At 30.5% G+C, this 15,050-nt stretch carries 17 protein-coding genes; 5 read left to right on the top strand and 12 right to left on the bottom strand.

The features are described 5' to 3' along the window. The first annotated feature begins 5 nt into the window (after nucleotides 1-5). The 3 genes from gap to ABD766_RS09355 all read left to right on the top strand — a co-directional run bounded on the left by gap (nucleotide 6) and on the right by ABD766_RS09355 (nucleotide 2,418). Nucleotides 6-1,013 carry a type I glyceraldehyde-3-phosphate dehydrogenase gene (gap, locus tag ABD766_RS09365; RefSeq protein WP_344816430.1) on the top strand — a complete coding sequence of 336 codons (1,008 nt, stop codon included), beginning with the start codon at nucleotides 6-8 and terminating at the stop codon, nucleotides 1,011-1,013. 89 nt (nucleotides 1,014-1,102) lie between these two features. Next, the gene (locus ABD766_RS09360; protein WP_344816429.1) at nucleotides 1,103-1,954 is read left to right on the top strand and encodes a BadF/BadG/BcrA/BcrD ATPase family protein; all 852 of its coding nucleotides are present in this window, start codon (nucleotides 1,103-1,105) and stop codon (nucleotides 1,952-1,954) included. 89 nt (nucleotides 1,955-2,043) lie between these two features. Continuing rightward, nucleotides 2,044-2,418 (top strand): methylglyoxal synthase, encoded by a 375-nt coding sequence (locus tag ABD766_RS09355; RefSeq protein WP_344816428.1) that lies wholly within the window; start codon nucleotides 2,044-2,046, stop codon nucleotides 2,416-2,418. A 43-nt stretch (nucleotides 2,419-2,461) separates the two neighbouring features. Here the strand turns inward: ABD766_RS09355 and ABD766_RS09350 are convergent, their stop codons facing one another. From ABD766_RS09350 to ABD766_RS09300, 11 genes are all read right to left on the bottom strand, one after another. Then, nucleotides 2,462-3,049: a hypothetical protein gene (locus ABD766_RS09350; protein WP_344816427.1), complete on the bottom strand. Its 588-nt coding sequence runs from the start codon at nucleotides 3,047-3,049 to the stop codon at nucleotides 2,462-2,464. A 184-nt stretch (nucleotides 3,050-3,233) separates the two neighbouring features. Next, a complete protein-coding gene (locus ABD766_RS09345) occupies nucleotides 3,234-3,695 on the bottom strand; it encodes a hypothetical protein (RefSeq protein ID WP_344816425.1) in 462 nt (153 codons plus the stop codon). A gap of 170 nt (nucleotides 3,696-3,865) precedes the next feature. Then, a complete protein-coding gene (locus ABD766_RS09340) occupies nucleotides 3,866-4,687 on the bottom strand; it encodes a hypothetical protein (RefSeq protein WP_344816424.1) in 822 nt (273 codons plus the stop codon). Between the two features lie 189 nt (nucleotides 4,688-4,876). Then, nucleotides 4,877-5,209 carry a hypothetical protein gene (locus ABD766_RS09335; protein ID WP_344816423.1) on the bottom strand — a complete coding sequence of 111 codons (333 nt, stop codon included), beginning with the start codon at nucleotides 5,207-5,209 and terminating at the stop codon, nucleotides 4,877-4,879. Nucleotides 5,210-5,355: 146 nt separating this feature from the next. After that, entirely contained in the window at nucleotides 5,356-6,132 is a 777-nt protein-coding gene (locus ABD766_RS09330; RefSeq protein ID WP_344816422.1) for a hypothetical protein, read from the bottom strand. A 166-nt stretch (nucleotides 6,133-6,298) separates the two neighbouring features. Further along, nucleotides 6,299-7,435, bottom strand: coding sequence for a DUF3592 domain-containing protein (locus tag ABD766_RS09325; protein WP_344816421.1), 1,137 nt, complete (start codon nucleotides 7,433-7,435; stop codon nucleotides 6,299-6,301). 9 nt (nucleotides 7,436-7,444) lie between these two features. Beyond that, entirely contained in the window at nucleotides 7,445-8,044 is a 600-nt protein-coding gene (locus ABD766_RS09320; protein ID WP_344816420.1) for an SGNH/GDSL hydrolase family protein, read from the bottom strand. A gap of 35 nt (nucleotides 8,045-8,079) precedes the next feature. Beyond that, nucleotides 8,080-8,676 carry a 3'-5' exonuclease gene (locus tag ABD766_RS09315; RefSeq protein WP_344816419.1) on the bottom strand — a complete coding sequence of 199 codons (597 nt, stop codon included), beginning with the start codon at nucleotides 8,674-8,676 and terminating at the stop codon, nucleotides 8,080-8,082. A gap of 3 nt (nucleotides 8,677-8,679) precedes the next feature. Beyond that, nucleotides 8,680-10,593 carry a DUF294 nucleotidyltransferase-like domain-containing protein gene (locus ABD766_RS09310; RefSeq protein ID WP_344816418.1) on the bottom strand — a complete coding sequence of 638 codons (1,914 nt, stop codon included), beginning with the start codon at nucleotides 10,591-10,593 and terminating at the stop codon, nucleotides 8,680-8,682. A gap of 214 nt (nucleotides 10,594-10,807) precedes the next feature. Continuing rightward, nucleotides 10,808-12,343, bottom strand: a complete 1,536-nt coding sequence (locus ABD766_RS09305) for a DEAD/DEAH box helicase (RefSeq protein ID WP_344816417.1) — start codon at nucleotides 12,341-12,343, stop codon at nucleotides 10,808-10,810. A 76-nt stretch (nucleotides 12,344-12,419) separates the two neighbouring features. Continuing rightward, complete coding sequence (locus tag ABD766_RS09300; RefSeq protein WP_344816416.1) at nucleotides 12,420-12,935, bottom strand: DUF6155 family protein; 516 nt, start codon at nucleotides 12,933-12,935, stop codon at nucleotides 12,420-12,422. A gap of 87 nt (nucleotides 12,936-13,022) precedes the next feature. Here ABD766_RS09300 and ABD766_RS09295 point away from each other — a divergent pair, with 87 nt between their 5' ends. Then, nucleotides 13,023-13,301 carry a DUF3817 domain-containing protein gene (locus ABD766_RS09295; protein WP_344816415.1) on the top strand — a complete coding sequence of 93 codons (279 nt, stop codon included), beginning with the start codon at nucleotides 13,023-13,025 and terminating at the stop codon, nucleotides 13,299-13,301. After that, on the top strand, nucleotides 13,294-14,553 hold the full coding sequence (locus ABD766_RS09290) for a mechanosensitive ion channel family protein (RefSeq protein WP_344816414.1): 1,260 nt from the start codon (nucleotides 13,294-13,296) through the stop codon (nucleotides 14,551-14,553). Before ABD766_RS09295 ends, ABD766_RS09290 begins: the two co-directional genes overlap by 8 nt. Here the strand turns inward: ABD766_RS09290 and ABD766_RS09285 are convergent, their stop codons facing one another. Further along, the gene (locus tag ABD766_RS09285; RefSeq protein ID WP_298304066.1) at nucleotides 14,554-14,943 is read right to left on the bottom strand and encodes an acyl-CoA thioesterase; all 390 of its coding nucleotides are present in this window, start codon (nucleotides 14,941-14,943) and stop codon (nucleotides 14,554-14,556) included. Nucleotides 14,944-15,050: the final 107 nt, after the last annotated feature.

Genomic DNA, 15,050 nt, shown 5'->3' with positions numbered 1-15,050 from the left:
ATAAAATGTCTAAAGTAAAATTAGGAATTAACGGATTCGGAAGAATTGGAAGAATCGTTTTCAGAGAAACATTTAACAGAGATAATGTAGAAGTAGTAGCTATCAACGATTTATTAGATGTAGATCATTTGGCTTACTTATTAAAATATGATTCAGTACATGGTCGTTTTAATGGAACAGTTGAAGTTAAAGACGGACAACTTTATGTAAACAATAAATTTATCAGAGTAACTGCAGAAAAAGATCCAAAACTAATCAAATGGGATGATAAAGACGTTGATGTTGATGTAGTTGCAGAATGTACTGGAATTTTCACAACATTAGAAACTGCTCAATATCACATTGATGGTGGTGCTAAAAAAGTAGTTATTTCGGCTCCATCGGCAGACGCTCCAATGTTTGTTATGGGTGTAAATCATAATGAGGCAAAAGCTACCGATACAATCGTTTCTAACGCTTCTTGTACTACAAACTGTTTAGCTCCATTAGCAAAAGTTATTAATGATAATTTCGGAATTGTTGAAGGATTAATGACTACAGTTCATGCTACAACAGCTACTCAATTAACTGCAGATGGTCCTTCAAGAAAAGATTGGAGAGGTGGTCGTGCTGCAAGTGTAAACATCATTCCATCTTCAACTGGTGCTGCTAAAGCGGTTGGAAAAGTAATTCCAGCGTTGAATGGTAAATTAACAGGTATGTCATTCCGTGTTCCTACAGTTGACGTTTCTGTAGTTGATTTAACCGTTAAAGTTGCTAAAGAAACTTCTTACGATGAAATTATGGCAGTTTTGAAAAAAGCGTCTGAAAACGAATTGAAAGGTATTTTAGGATTTACTGAAGATGATGTAGTTTCTCAAGATTTTGTTGGAGACTCAAGAACTTCTATCGTAGATGCTAAAGCCGGAATTGGTTTAAATTCAACGTTCTTCAAATTAGTTTCTTGGTACGATAACGAATATGGTTATTCAAGTAAATTAATCGATTTGTCAGTTCACGTAGCTGGTTTATAATAAAAAGGAAAAAGAGAATAGAAATATAGAGAATAGATTTTTCGATATTTTTGTTTTCTTTTTTATTTTCTTTTCTATACTTTTAAAATATGAAATTATTAGTTGACAGTGGATCTACTAAAGCCGATTGGATAGCAATAGACGAAAACGGAAAAGTATTGTTCACAACACAAACCTTAGGATTAAATCCTGAAGTTTTAGACAAAGAAGAAATTATCAATCGTCTTGATGATAAATTTGATATTTCTCACAATAAAGAAAAAGCAACGCATTTATTCTTTTACGGTGCCGGATGCGGAACTGATAGAATGAAAGACTTTCTTACTATTGTATTTAAAGAATATTTTTCAAATGCTGCTATTTCTGTGCATGAAGATACTTATGCTGCCGTTTATGCAACGACTCCAAAAGACGAAAAAGCCATTGTTTGCATCTTAGGAACTGGTTCTAATTGCAGTTTTTTTGACGGAAAAGTGTTGCATCAAAAAGTACAATCGCTTGGCTATATAGCTATGGACGATTGCTCAGGAAATCGCTTCGGACGTCATTTATTGCGTGGGTATTTTTTTAATAAAATGCCTAAGGAATTAGCCAAAGAATTTGAAGAAGAATACAACCTTGATGCTGATTACATTAAAAATAATTTATATAAAGAGCCCAACCCAAACGCCTATTTAGCGACGTTTGCCAAGTTCTTAATCAAACATAAAGATGATGCTTTCTGCAAAGAAATTATCAAAGCAGAAATGAAAGACTTTGTTGAAAATTATATCATGCAATTCGATAACTGTCATGATGTATTAGTTCACTTTGTAGGTTCAATAGCATTCTACCTAAAAGATGAATTGGAAGAAGTTTTAGAGCACTATGACATAAAAATAGGTAATGTTCTTAGAAGACCAATTGACGGATTGATTGCTTATCATATTTTAAATAAATAATTAGAAAAACCTGACAATCACGTCAGGTTTTTTTATTTTTACATCAATAATAATTCAGTACGAGAGATACTGAAATAAATTCAGTATATATGGAAATTGCAATAATAGCGCACGACGGAAAGAAAGCCGATTTAGTTCAGTTTTTAAACAAGAACAAAGAAATTCTTATAAAAGAAAACATCAAACTAATTGCCACCGGAACCACAGGAGGAAAGGCAGAAGCAGCTGGATTTAAAGTAAAGAAAATGCTTTCTGGACCATTGGGTGGAGATGCTCAAATTGCTGCAAGAGTAGCCGAAGGAAAAACAAAAATGGTGTTATTCTTCAAAGATCCAATGTCGAATCATCCTCATGAAGTGGATATCAATATGTTGATTCGTGTTTGTGATGTTCACAATGTGCCTTTAGCAACCAATGAAGCTACAGCACAATTATTGCTTTTGGGAATTGATGGGTTGCAGTAGGAGACTTGAAATCTTAGTTTCTTAAAAAGGCTATTATGCGTGGTTATTTTTTCAATTCGTCAAATTCTCCTTTTAAAAGATTTAATAATTCAATAAATGAATTCAACTCGTCTACTTCTGGATAATGTTCAAAATAAGTTTCAGGATTTGAATAAGAAACTGTATTTGATTTATTTCCGTTACGAATTATTACATCATAATATTTACCATCAATAACACTAATTTTCTCCCAAGTCAATCCGTATTCTCCACTTTCAATTGTTATTTCACCTTTCTTTTTGAGTTTATATTTTATTTTATCCCAATCAGCCAAGTTTTCAATTTCAGTATTTAATATTTTTAGCCATAACAAGTTAAAGTCAGTTTTTACCGTAACTTGAATTTTTTCAAAGCGACTTTTTTCTTTTTCATTTACTGCTCTGTAACATTTAAAAAATTCAATATTCCAATTTTTGTCTGTTGTCTGATAAATTCTAAAAAGTTCAGAGTAATTAGTAATTGAAACAAACTTATATATTCTGATTTCTTTCTGATTAGTCAAAGAATCAGGAATGTTTATAATTTGATTAGTTGATTGACTAAAAGCAAATTTACTAGCGAAAAGAAGTAGAATAAAATAGATTTTCCTCATGAGCAGTTTTATAATCACACAAAACTTATATAGCTTGCACCAATTGCTGCTGCAAACACTGACCAAAACAAATTTACAAAATTTCTGAGAAAGATAGAATTGTAGTCACCAGATTATTTTCCACGAAGACTAAATAGCAAGCTCAAGCCAAGCAATTGCTAGAAACTGGGGTTAGCATACGTATTTATTTCACCTTTATTTTGTTCTTTTTTATAAACTCCGACAACTCTTTTCCTTCATATGTATGATTGTCAAATTCAAAGAATATTTCATTTGAGTTAGTCTGTTGCAATTTGATTTCAGGATTCAAATCAACTTTATCAAGATAAATATCAATCCATTCTACAGCTCTAGTATCAATATATTTAGGTTTGGATGACTTTAAAATTTCACAAAAAGCTTTAATACCATCTCTATCTTTTAAGATGACTTTATAATCATGATAAAAATCAAATACTGTATCATGCCATTTCCAAGTTCCTAAGTCAGTTTCTATTTTGGTAATCTTTGAAGAATTAATACTGACTTTTTTGTCAAGGTCAAAGGAATTTCTTTTTCCATAAAACATATAATAAAATGACCAAGCTCCAAGTAAATTTATGATGATTACTCCAAATATTATTAACTTTTTACTACTTGGTTTCATTCTAGAAATATTTTTATAATATGGATGCTAACGTTTCGCGGCTTACTTCAGTGGCGATGATTTATCACAAGCCTTTACAAATATAACTAAAACTTTATATTAAAGACCTTTTCTATTTCTGATAAATCACTTGCCAGGCAATTTGTTGAAACTTTTGTTATAGCCAGTTTTTAATAATAAACAATTTCAAGAGTCGTTCTTCTAAATAATTTATTATCAATAAATGTTTCTCTAAGAATTATATTTCCTTTTTTATCATAAAGATTTTTTGCTGTCCTAATTGATTTCACTTCACCATTTTCATTATAGGATTTAAAAATGGTAAGATTACCGTAGGAATCATATTCACTTATAGATTTAGATTTACTTTTATTATTTTTATTTAATGATTCCGATTGTATAATAAAACCTTTTTTATCGTAAGTAGTTTTAATAAATGAATTACTTTCTATGTTTTTTTCGTCAAAGCCTTGAGATATTGATGTTCTACTTTTATAGTCATTAAGAATTTTTTCTGACCAATTATTTTTCGGGGATTTAAAGTTAATTAATTTTCGTTCTATAGGATTATTTTTATTATCGTATTTTGTAAGTTTTGATGATATTAAGGTATCATTTTCATAATGATTATATTGTACGATATTATTTTTTTTATCATACTTATATTCCGCTTTACTTATTGATTTTGTGTATTTTGCAATTATATTTTCTAAAAGTCCTCTTGAATTATAATTATAAATTTCTTCAATATTTCCTTTAGGATGAAATACAATTTGTTTTAAAGTATTATATTTTTTATCGTAAACAACAAGAATATCCTCTTGTCTCCTAACCGAATCTTTGAATTTCGTATTGAAATAAAGTGTTTTCCATCTAATTTCTTTTATATTTCCTTTTAATTCTTGAATTACGTCCATTTCAATTTCTTTAAATTTGACTGTAGAACAAGAAGTTAGAGTAACAAAAACCAATAAAATATAGAATATTTTCATCGTTTAGAAATTTTTTAAGATTGGCTATAACGTATACAGCTTGCACCAGTTGCTGCTGCAAGCACGAACCAAAACAAAACTACAACTTTTCTTAGAAAGATTGAATTGTAGCCACCAGATTATTTTTACGAAGAACAAAATAGCAAGCGTAAGCCAATCAATAGCGCAAAACTTGGGTTATAGCACGTTTTAAATTTGTATACTCAGATAATATTTTTTTCTCAAAGTGCATTTGTGAGGTTGCAAAAAACCATTTTTATCTTCTGTTTTTTTGACACAATCCATTATTAAATCTAATTCCTCTTTTGTTAGCTTTTCAATTGAATTAATCTGATAAATTTCATCTGAAAATGTTGGAGTAATAATTCCGCCTTTTTTTATAGAATCATTTTTTTTCTCAAACCTAAACCAATATTCATATTTGAATTTTACTTTTTCGTTAACGGTTTCATAAATGACTTTTTGGCTAAAAATTAATTTAGGAATAAAAAAGACGGATATTATAATTAGCAGTTTTTTCATAAATGTGCTGTAACGTTTCGCGGCTATCGGTCTGTTGCGAAGTTCGGAACGAATTATTTTCTGTTAAAGATAAAAATTCTTGCGAAACGTGAACGTGAACTTACCATAAAATTCGCAATTGCGAGAAACTGCTGTTAGCGGTTGTATTATTTAGTAAATGTTTTATCGTTAGCAAAAGGACTATCAAACACTTTCCATTCAGTTGCTTTTAACGCTTCTCCATCGATATTCATTGGCGTGAATCTAACTTTATATTTTCCGCTGTTTTTATATCTGAATGCACCAGAACACATATCATGACCAACTTCAAGCTTTTTTTCAAAGTCAGTAATGTAAAATATTGTTGTTGTATTTGTTGAGATTTCTGTTACTTCTGTTTTGTACCATATTTCAAGGTTGTTTCTGTTTGTCACATTGAAAATTGCATTTGAAGATGGACCACAACCATAATGAATTACATCAGTTTTTTGATAATCTATTTTTAAATTTTGGTTTATCAAATTCGTTGATTTTATCTCAGACGTTTGCCAATAGACTTTTTCCATTTGCTTAGTTTCTGAATTCCATTGTCTCCTTGCTAAAATTTCACCTTCAGTTTCATTAGAGTATTTTAGAAAATATTTTGTATTTGGTTTTAACTCGCTGACTGGTTTAAAAATTGCTTGAGTCAAGTTCATTTGACCTTTTAAGAGTTCATGTAATTTTAGTAAAATTAGCTCACCATTTTCACTTTCCAAGTATACTTCTCTATTTTTAAATCTTTGAATGGTTTTTTGACTGCCCAAATATCCTTGAATGATGAACATTGAATTTAAGCTTATACTTCTTTTCTCAGGAAAAAATTGAAATCCGCTCGAAGCACAGTCAGCAAATGAAAACTCCGTTCCTAAAATGAAAACTATAATTACAAGTATTTTTTTCATGTCTTATGTTTTGTAGTTCTGATAATATAACCGCCAACTTATATATAAGTCTGACACTATCATCTCAATACACCTTTAAATTCATGATTAGTCTGATAATGATTCCCAAATATAACCAATTTCTAAAAATAAAAACTACGTAGAAATACCTGTTTTTATAAAACCATTACTTCTTATTCACCAAAACTACACTCATTTGTTGTCCACCAGAAATAAGTGTTTTAATTTGAAAATAGTATTTATCGTTTTCATACAATTTGTCGCCAAAAAGGATCTCCATTTTATCAACTTTCTTTTCTTTAGAAGTTTCAATTTTCTTGAATCCCATTTTTTCTATAGTTTCAGGATAGCTATGAGCTTTACCAAAAGTGGTTATCAATCGCACTTCATTGTCAGTAATCATAACTGCTGTATTGTTTTTCTCGTTCATCCAAGCATCGCTTTTTTGCTCCCAACCAAAAGAAATGTTTTCTAATGTAGCTTTAATATTTTCTTTTTTGGTAGTCATTAAAGTCAATAAATCGTTGGGTGTAAAATCTCTTTGTTGGGTGTTTTTCAACTCTTTAATGCTTTCGTCGTCAATCAACAAATCAATATTAGAAGGATCTTCACTAGAATAAACGATGTTAAGTTGTTGTCCTAAATAGAAATCTTTAAAACGATAACTCGAAATATCTTCGGTAGCTCTAACGGTTTTTCCTTCTTTAGTTTCAAATTCAACAGTTATCGATGCAAAAGAAGCGCCACCAGAGCGGAGCACTCTTTTTACTTCAGTCACGCCACCATCAACAACAGTTCCAACAGCATCAACTTGAGTCGCTTTCAGAATTCTATCGGCACCATTAGAAAAACATTCTGAAAAAATAAAATAAACAATCACCGCCGGAATTAGCATTAGTGTCATTAACGTAAAATCAATTCTTGGTTTTTCTCTAATTTTTAGAAACTCTGGCTTCCATGTTCCATAATAAGCTATTGCCAAGAAACTTACAAAGCAAAACGCAGCTGTTCCTAAAATAGATAGAAAAGTTTTGTTTTGTGAAACGTTGGTGTTGGGTAAGTAGAAAGCAAACAGGTAAATGGTAGCTATAATCAAAACCACAAGCACTATAAACACAGCTAGATTCTTTTTGGGCATAGTTTTAAGACGTTCCTCAAGAACTTGAGCACGAGCCGTTTCAATAATAGATTTAAACTCGTCTGGATTTACTTCTTTGCGCTTTAAAAAGGTTTCTATTTCGTGATCGTATTCGTTGTCTTTGATACGTTCAACTACTTTTTGTAAAATTTCTTCTTTAGTCATAGTTTAATTTTATAAAATCGCTTTAAGCAGCAATTGTTCCATTATTTTATATCCTTCTTTGTTGGGATGAACGCCGTCATCACCATATATTTTCTTCAAACCTTTATTGTCATCTACCATATTTGAGTAATAATCAACATGGTTTAGGTTATTTTCTTGAGCAAATTTTTGAATCAATTTATTCAATTCCAATACTTTATCAGCAGGTTGAATTTTGTGATTCCAATCGAATTTATTTGCCGGAAGCACTGAACATAAAACTACTTCAATGTGATTAGCTTTTGCCAATTCTACCATAGAAATGATATTTCCCATGATATTTTCAATTGAAATGGGTCCAGTATTTTCGGCAATATCATTAATTCCAGCCAAAATAACAACTTTTGAAGGTTGTAATTGAATCACATCTTGACGAAAACGTAGTAACATTTGCGAAGTTGTTTGTCCGCTAATGCCACGATTTACGAATCCATTTTCTGTAAAAAAGGAACTATTGTAATTCGACCAAAACTCAGTTATGGAATCACCCATAAAAACAATAGGAGTGAAGCCCGATTGAAGTAAAGCAAGGTTTTCGCTATGATATTTCCTTAAGTTAGCCCAATCCATAGTGCTTGCTTTGTTGATTTTTTTAAAATAAAATGCTACTTTAATCCTAATCTGCTTTTTAGTTTTAAGAATAATAAAGCAATGGTGTAAGCATCGTCAGTAGTTGAGATGCGTTCTGTTTTAGCAATTTTGAAAAGGTGGCTTAACTCATCTAACGAAAAGTTTTTATCATTGATATCATGTAGTTTTTTGTACATAACTTCAATATCTAAAGCTTCATTTTTAAGTCTACCACAAGAAGATTTTTCTAATGCTTCGTTAATCATTTCTATATCAAAATGTATTCGATGTCCGACCAAAGTGGCATTACCAATAAAGTTGATAAACATTTCAATAGCTTGAATTTCAGATAATTTAGGTTGTGAACTTTCTAAAAGAAAATCATTAGACAAACCGTTATCATGAAGGAATTTATATTGTGGAATAACTACTTCAAAAACATCACCAATGAGAATATTATCATTTACAACGCCAACAGCTCCAAAAGATAAGATTACGTCTTTCTTAGGATTAAGTCCAGTTGTTTCGGTAGATAAAACAACATATCGATTTGATTTTTTATCAAATTTAGATAAATAAGTTTTCCAAAATTCAGGATATTCTTTGTTGATATTTTTAAGCCAGTCGAGCATATACTATGAAAATTGAGTCAGTTGAAAACGATCTTTTATTAGTTCTTCTAAGTCACGCATTGGATTGAGTGCATTTTTCAGTTTCTCTCTATCTACTTTATTCAGCTCATCCAGATTAATATATTGACCCGAACTATCATTTTTTAATCCTTCTACAGCTCTAAATTTTGATAAAACCAAATAAGCATCAGCACAATTCAAATATACTTCTGAGAATTTAGGATCTACAATTGCTAATTGTTTGTATCTTAAATAAGTACTGTTTATTCCTTTGATACCATTGCTCATCGTCAACATTCTTGCACCATCAACAAGTGGCATTAATGCTCTTGTTTTTATATCAAATTTACCTTTGTTTTCGCCTTCTTCTTCTAAATTGAATTTTTTGAAGAAGTTTAAAGGTGTAGGTTTTTTTATAGCATCATTTCCTAAATAATCGAAGAAAAGGACGTTGTTTTTAGCATTTTTGAAAATAGTTTCAGTGATGGCATCTTCAATTTTTTGTTCACCAAAAGCCATCTCATAATCAAAGAAAACACTACTAATTTCGTTGGAATTTTCACCTGGAGTATTCATCCAACTGTTGTATTGTTTTGTCCAGTCTGTCAATGACTTACACCAAAGCATATTACTAGCCATATGACCTTGTGGACAGAATATAAATCCAACTTTTTCTAAAGTTGCTGTAGCTTTTTTAGCTAATTTTAAAAAGTAATCTTTTACATCGCGGTATTTTTCTGCAGAAACATCTTCAAAAACCAAAATACTATCTTGGTCTGTCAATAACAATTGCTCTTTACGACCTTGACTACCAATGCTTAACCAAGCAAATCGAGCAGGAGGTGAGCCCAAATCTAAAATGGATTGTTCTACAGCTCTTTTTACAATTGCTAGAGTAATTTCACCAGCAATACTATTAATATGTGTAAGAGGAATATTTTTATTTAATGAAGATTGAATGATATCAGTTAATTTATCACGAACTAATTTAAGTTCTTTGGCTGTTTGTGAACGCTTAATTTCTTTAAGAAGTACACCAGGATTATTGGCTTGAGCAACCACTAAATCATGTTCAGAAATAATACCTTTCACTTCCGATTTATCGGTTCCGTCTTGGGTTACACATAGGTGAGTGACACCATGTTTAAGCATAACTAACTGTGCTTCAGCAACCGAAATGTTTTCAGTAACAGTTATTACTGGAGAAGCCATAATTTTTTCAATAGCATTTGATAATGGAAAACGACCAGTAGCAACTTTCGATCTAAAATCTTTATCAGTAACGATTCCTACTGGGAAACCTTGCTCGGTAATTAATACACTATCAATCATATTCTCTGTAGCCAATAATGCGGCATCTTTGATAGGAGTGGTGCTACTAATTTTTAAAGGCGTTTTGTTGTAAGTCAATGATTGAAAATACAACATATCAGATTGATTGTCAGCATATCCAACATTATCTGAAAGCGATGCATGACTTTGATTATCAAAGTTATTTTTGGTGTTGGCTGCAAAACTTTCTAATAAGAAATTTAAAACTTCGGTATTTTGAGCCACAAAAGGTTTGAAAGTCGCGATAGGAATGGCGTAAACAATACTTTCTTCACGAGCTTTGGCTGTCATTTGATAATTATTTTTAGCAAAAAACGGACGTAAACCAAAGATATCACCAGCATAACATTTATTCAATAACGTTTCTTCAGCATCTGAAATAACGGTTAGATGAATGACACCAGAAGCTACAACATAGAAAGAATCATGAAGTTTATCATTAATTTGAAACAACGATTTGTGTTTTTCCAAATTAATAACACGAATGGTATTAGCAATTTTAATTAAATCATCAAATGATAAATAATTAAACGGTTCGTATTCTTTTAGAAAATTTGCAACACGTTCAGAAATAGCATTACTCATAGTATAAGTTATTTTTATAAAAATATAAAAAATCAATCAATGTGCAAAAGTAATAAAGATAAAGATTCAATCAACCTTTAAGTTTGTAGTTTTAAAACTATAATTCTGATGATTTATTATGAAACAGTGTAGTGCTTTTGAAATATTCTATTTTACATAATATAAATTATAGTGCAAATAGATAATTATTATAAAACAGCAGAAAGCACGTGTTTTAAAGCTCTGACATGATTTTAATACGATATAATCTACCAATTGCAATTGTTAGTTTTAACGTGTAATCTTCTATCAACCAACTTCTGTAGTTTTTAGTAACGTTTCCTAAACAAATACAATATTGTTTAATTCGATATTCAATATCGTCGTTTAATTCTTTTGAAAGTTTTCTGGCGTCAATCAATTCATCAGTATTTTCCACACACATTGTTGCGTGTTGTTCTAAAGATTTTTCAATAATGGTTTTGGCTTTCAAATTATTTTTAACTGTAAATTTGAATTCCTCATGAATATCCATAGAAATATCAACTGATTTTGAAAATTTCTTACGAAGTTCTTCAGGCATTACATATTTGAAATTACTTTCAATATCTGCATCATCACGAAGACTTTCTAAATAATATTCTGGAGATTTAAAAATATGTTGCCAATCTACAGGATTATTCCACAAACCAAAACGTAATGCGTTGTTTCCTAAATCAATAACAGTAAAACTGTCTTTATTTGGTAAACGTCTTGATCCACGTCCAATCATCTGAAAATAAAGCGTTAACGACTTTGTAGCTCGATTTAAAATGATAGTTTCAACTGTGGGTTCATCAAATCCTGTGGTTAAGATTCCAACTGAAGTTAAAATTGCATCTGGAGTTTTCTTAAACCATTGTAAAATATCTTTTCTATCTTCTGTACTAGTTGTATTATCAAGATGTCTGATATTATATCCGGCATGTCTGAAGCTTTCATAAACATGCAGTGAAGTATTAATTCCGTTGTTGAAAATCAAGGTTTTCTTCCCAAGGGCTTTTTCTGTATAAGCATGCAATAATTTCTCTTGCATCACCATATTACTGTACAAATCATCTGAAGATTTTACAGTATAATCGCCGTTTATTCCAACTTTTAACGAAGTTAATCCAACATCATAGCTATACGTTGTTGCTTTAGCCAAGAATCCTTTATCTATAAGGTTTTGAATCGTATCTCCAACAATCAACTCGCTGTAATTTTCATACATCGGAAGTTTGATATTTGAACTCAAAGGCGTTGCTGTAACTCCAAGAATAAATGCATTTTCAAAAGCACTAAACAACTTCCTAAATGAATTGAAGTGAGCTTCGTCAATTATCACTAAACCAACATCTTGTATTTCTAATTTTTCATCATTAAGACGGTTTTTTAAAGTCTCAATCATCGCAACAAAACAAGAATATTCTTCTTGATCTGGAAGTTCTTTAATGGCACTATTGATGACTTTATTTTTAACATCAAACGCTTTAAGCATTTTTGAAGTTTGCTTACAAAGTTCTATTCGATGCGTTAGAACAACAACTTTCTTATTATGTTGCTCCAAGTAACGTCTTGTTATTTCAGAAAAAATTACCGTTTTTCCGCCACCTGTAGGCAATTGATATAATAAATGATAATTGTGTGGCGCATTATCTAATCGCTCAAAAATTTTGTCGATATCGCCTTTCTGGTAACCGTAAAGTTCCTTTTTATCTTCAATTTCGGCAAGAATATCTTTTTTTGACATAGCGATTTTTACAATTTTGCAAAAATACACCTAAAAAAGAGTTTGAACGCTATGTTTTTTTAAATATATCAAAAATTTAATAATCAAATCGTTCCACAATAGCGTTGAATTCGTATTTGTTCATCCAATTTTGTTTGATACTTTCTTCTTTTATAGCCACTACTCTACTTCTAAATTCGTCTAAAATTCCTTTCTCAATCATGAAACTAATGGCTTGTTCAAAGGAATTGAGCATACTTTTATAAAATGCTTCTTGATTAATTTGCTTTTCAGATGATAAGGTTTGCGCAATTTCAATGTTATAAAGCATGACATCAACAATTATAAAAGAATCTACTCCAAGTGTAATAAAATGTTTGATGAATTTCTGAGCTGTAGAGCGACGCATTTTAGGCTTTTTACCTCGAATTGGATAATATTCGTTAGAAATTTTGAGTTTAGCATCTTTAACCAAATTTCGTTCGTTTGGGTTAAAAACAAAATCATAATACACTTTTACGTCTTTAAATTTGTCGTAAAGCTCTATTAATTGTTCTTCCAATTGCTCTTTATTCAATTCGGATAAATACTTTTTTAAATCGCGTTTGCTCATATAAATGCTAAATTATTGCAAAAGTAAGTTAGATTGTAGGTTTTTAAATAATGATATGCTTAATTTTGTAAACCAAAATAAAAATCGATGTTGAAATTTTTTAAAAAATTAGCACTAATAGAAGGAATATCAGCAATTCTTCTTTTTTTCTTTGCCATGCCAATGAAATATATTTTTGGAGATCCAATTTATGTAAAACATATTGGAATGGCTCATGGTGTATTATTTACTTTATATATCATAGTTGCGACCTATCTTAAATTCTCTGAAAAATGGGAAGCTAGAAAATATGTTGAGATTTGTTTGGCTTCTATTCCGCCATTTGGAACTTTTTACATTGAAAAAAAGTATTTAAAGAATGCATAAAACGTTAGAGAAAATATTTGGTTGGTTGTATCCTCTACTTCGTAAAATGAGTTTTGGGGATACCACGGCATCTTATATTAGCTTGGCTATAAACATTGTTATTTTATGTGTTTTGGCTTATCTAATATATGTAATATTTCGATTAACATTAGTTACAATTATGGCAATTGTGGCTAAAAAGACCAAAACTAACTTCGATGATTTGTTAGTTTCCAATCAAACTGCCAAATATATTGCTCATTTAATTCCGTTTTTATTCATCTATAAATCAGTTCCGGTTATTCTTGAAGCTTATGTTTATTGGGAAACCGTTTTCGGAAAACTAGTTGGAATTTATATTATTTTATTATCACTTTGGATAGTTCGAAGCGTACTAAAAGCCATTCGCGATTACTTAAAAGATCAACCAAAATATAGTGATAAACCAATTGATAGTTACATTCAGGTAATTATGATAATCCTTTGGATTGTTGGAGTCGGTGTCATAATTTCAAAGATATTTGATATAACTACAAACACATTATTTGGAACTTTAGGAGCAATTTCGGCCATAGTAATCTTAATTTTTAGAGATACCATTCTCGGATTTGTAGCAAGTGTTCAAGTTTCTTTAAACGATATGGTTCGAATTGGAGATTGGATTACATTTGATAAATATGGTGCCGATGGTGATGTAATTGAAATCAATTTGGCAACCGTAAAAGTTCGAAATTTTGATAATACTACAACTACAATTCCAACTTACAGCTTAATTTCTGATTCTTTTAGAAATTGGAGAGGAATGTTAGATTCTGATGGAAGACGAATCAAAAGACATATTTTAGTTAAAGCAAAAAGTATCCGATTTTTGACGGAAGACGATTTGCAAAAAATGAAGAGAATTCAATTGGTTTCGCATTATATAGACACACGACAAGACGAAATTAATAAGTATAACAAAACTTATAATGTAGATAAGTCGCTATCTATCAATGGTAGAAACATGACCAATTTTGGATTGTTCAGAAAATATATTACTAATTATTTGGAACATTATCCTGGAATAAATAAAAATATGATTTTGCTGTGTCGTCAATTGCAGCCTACTCCACACGGAATGCCTTTAGAAATTTATGTTTTTTCTAAAGACCAACGATTTGAGCAATACGAATACATCATGGCGGATATTTTTGATCACATTATCGCATCTATAGTCTATTTTGATTTAGAAATTTACGAAATGCCAACCGACAGAATGACTTTAGAAGAATAACTATTTTTTCAATCGGTCTTCAACATATTCAATTTTTGTTTTGCCGTGAGCTTGAGCTTTTCCGTCTAAACCAACACTAACCATTGTGATTGTGTCAATAGTAATGATGGTTTCTTTGGTCATCATGTTTCTCACTTCGCACATCAACGTTAAAGATGTTGTTCCGAATTTTACTACGTCAATTCCAATTTCAACAATATCACCTTGTTTTGCAGACGCTCTAAAATTAATTTCCGACATATGTTTGGTAACAATTCTAGGACTTTCAAGTTGAATTATGGCATACAAAGCAATTTCTTCGTCTATCCACGCTAATAATCTACCTCCAAATAAAGTGCTGTTTGGGTTCAAATCTTCGGGTTTAACCCATTTTCTGGTATGAAATCTCATTTTAATAATAATTTATTTAGCAAATTTAACTATTTCATATTTGGATTCTGTAATAAAATATAGTTTAAATCCTGAATCATACGGTAAAATTATTTATACAAATTGCT

The sequence above is a fragment of the Flavobacterium cheonanense genome, from assembly GCF_039539185.1.
Lineage (GTDB): Bacteria > Bacteroidota > Bacteroidia > Flavobacteriales > Flavobacteriaceae > Flavobacterium > Flavobacterium cheonanense.
The sequence above is the reverse complement of the archived record's forward strand: the minus strand, read 5'-3'. Positions and strand labels throughout refer to the sequence as shown.

Coding starts and splice junctions, on each gene's coding strand:
- ABD766_RS09315 (WP_344816419.1), bottom strand. CDS start 8,676: ATGCTCGACTGGCTTAAAAATATCAACAAAGAATATCCTGAATTTTGG.
- ABD766_RS09295 (WP_344816415.1), top strand. CDS start 13,023: ATGTTGAAATTTTTTAAAAAATTAGCACTAATAGAAGGAATATCAGCA.
- gap (WP_344816430.1), top strand. CDS start 6: ATGTCTAAAGTAAAATTAGGAATTAACGGATTCGGAAGAATTGGAAGA.
- ABD766_RS09290 (WP_344816414.1), top strand. CDS start 13,294: ATGCATAAAACGTTAGAGAAAATATTTGGTTGGTTGTATCCTCTACTT.
- ABD766_RS09285 (WP_298304066.1), bottom strand. CDS start 14,943: ATGAGATTTCATACCAGAAAATGGGTTAAACCCGAAGATTTGAACCCA.
- ABD766_RS09335 (WP_344816423.1), bottom strand. CDS start 5,209: ATGAAAAAACTGCTAATTATAATATCCGTCTTTTTTATTCCTAAATTA.
- ABD766_RS09320 (WP_344816420.1), bottom strand. CDS start 8,044: ATGGATTGGGCTAACTTAAGGAAATATCATAGCGAAAACCTTGCTTTA.
- ABD766_RS09325 (WP_344816421.1), bottom strand. CDS start 7,435: ATGACTAAAGAAGAAATTTTACAAAAAGTAGTTGAACGTATCAAAGAC.
- ABD766_RS09345 (WP_344816425.1), bottom strand. CDS start 3,695: ATGAAACCAAGTAGTAAAAAGTTAATAATATTTGGAGTAATCATCATA.
- ABD766_RS09350 (WP_344816427.1), bottom strand. CDS start 3,049: ATGAGGAAAATCTATTTTATTCTACTTCTTTTCGCTAGTAAATTTGCT.
- ABD766_RS09300 (WP_344816416.1), bottom strand. CDS start 12,935: ATGAGCAAACGCGATTTAAAAAAGTATTTATCCGAATTGAATAAAGAG.
- ABD766_RS09360 (WP_344816429.1), top strand. CDS start 1,103: ATGAAATTATTAGTTGACAGTGGATCTACTAAAGCCGATTGGATAGCA.
- ABD766_RS09330 (WP_344816422.1), bottom strand. CDS start 6,132: ATGAAAAAAATACTTGTAATTATAGTTTTCATTTTAGGAACGGAGTTT.
- ABD766_RS09310 (WP_344816418.1), bottom strand. CDS start 10,593: ATGAGTAATGCTATTTCTGAACGTGTTGCAAATTTTCTAAAAGAATAC.
- ABD766_RS09340 (WP_344816424.1), bottom strand. CDS start 4,687: ATGAAAATATTCTATATTTTATTGGTTTTTGTTACTCTAACTTCTTGT.
- ABD766_RS09355 (WP_344816428.1), top strand. CDS start 2,044: ATGGAAATTGCAATAATAGCGCACGACGGAAAGAAAGCCGATTTAGTT.
- ABD766_RS09305 (WP_344816417.1), bottom strand. CDS start 12,343: ATGTCAAAAAAAGATATTCTTGCCGAAATTGAAGATAAAAAGGAACTT.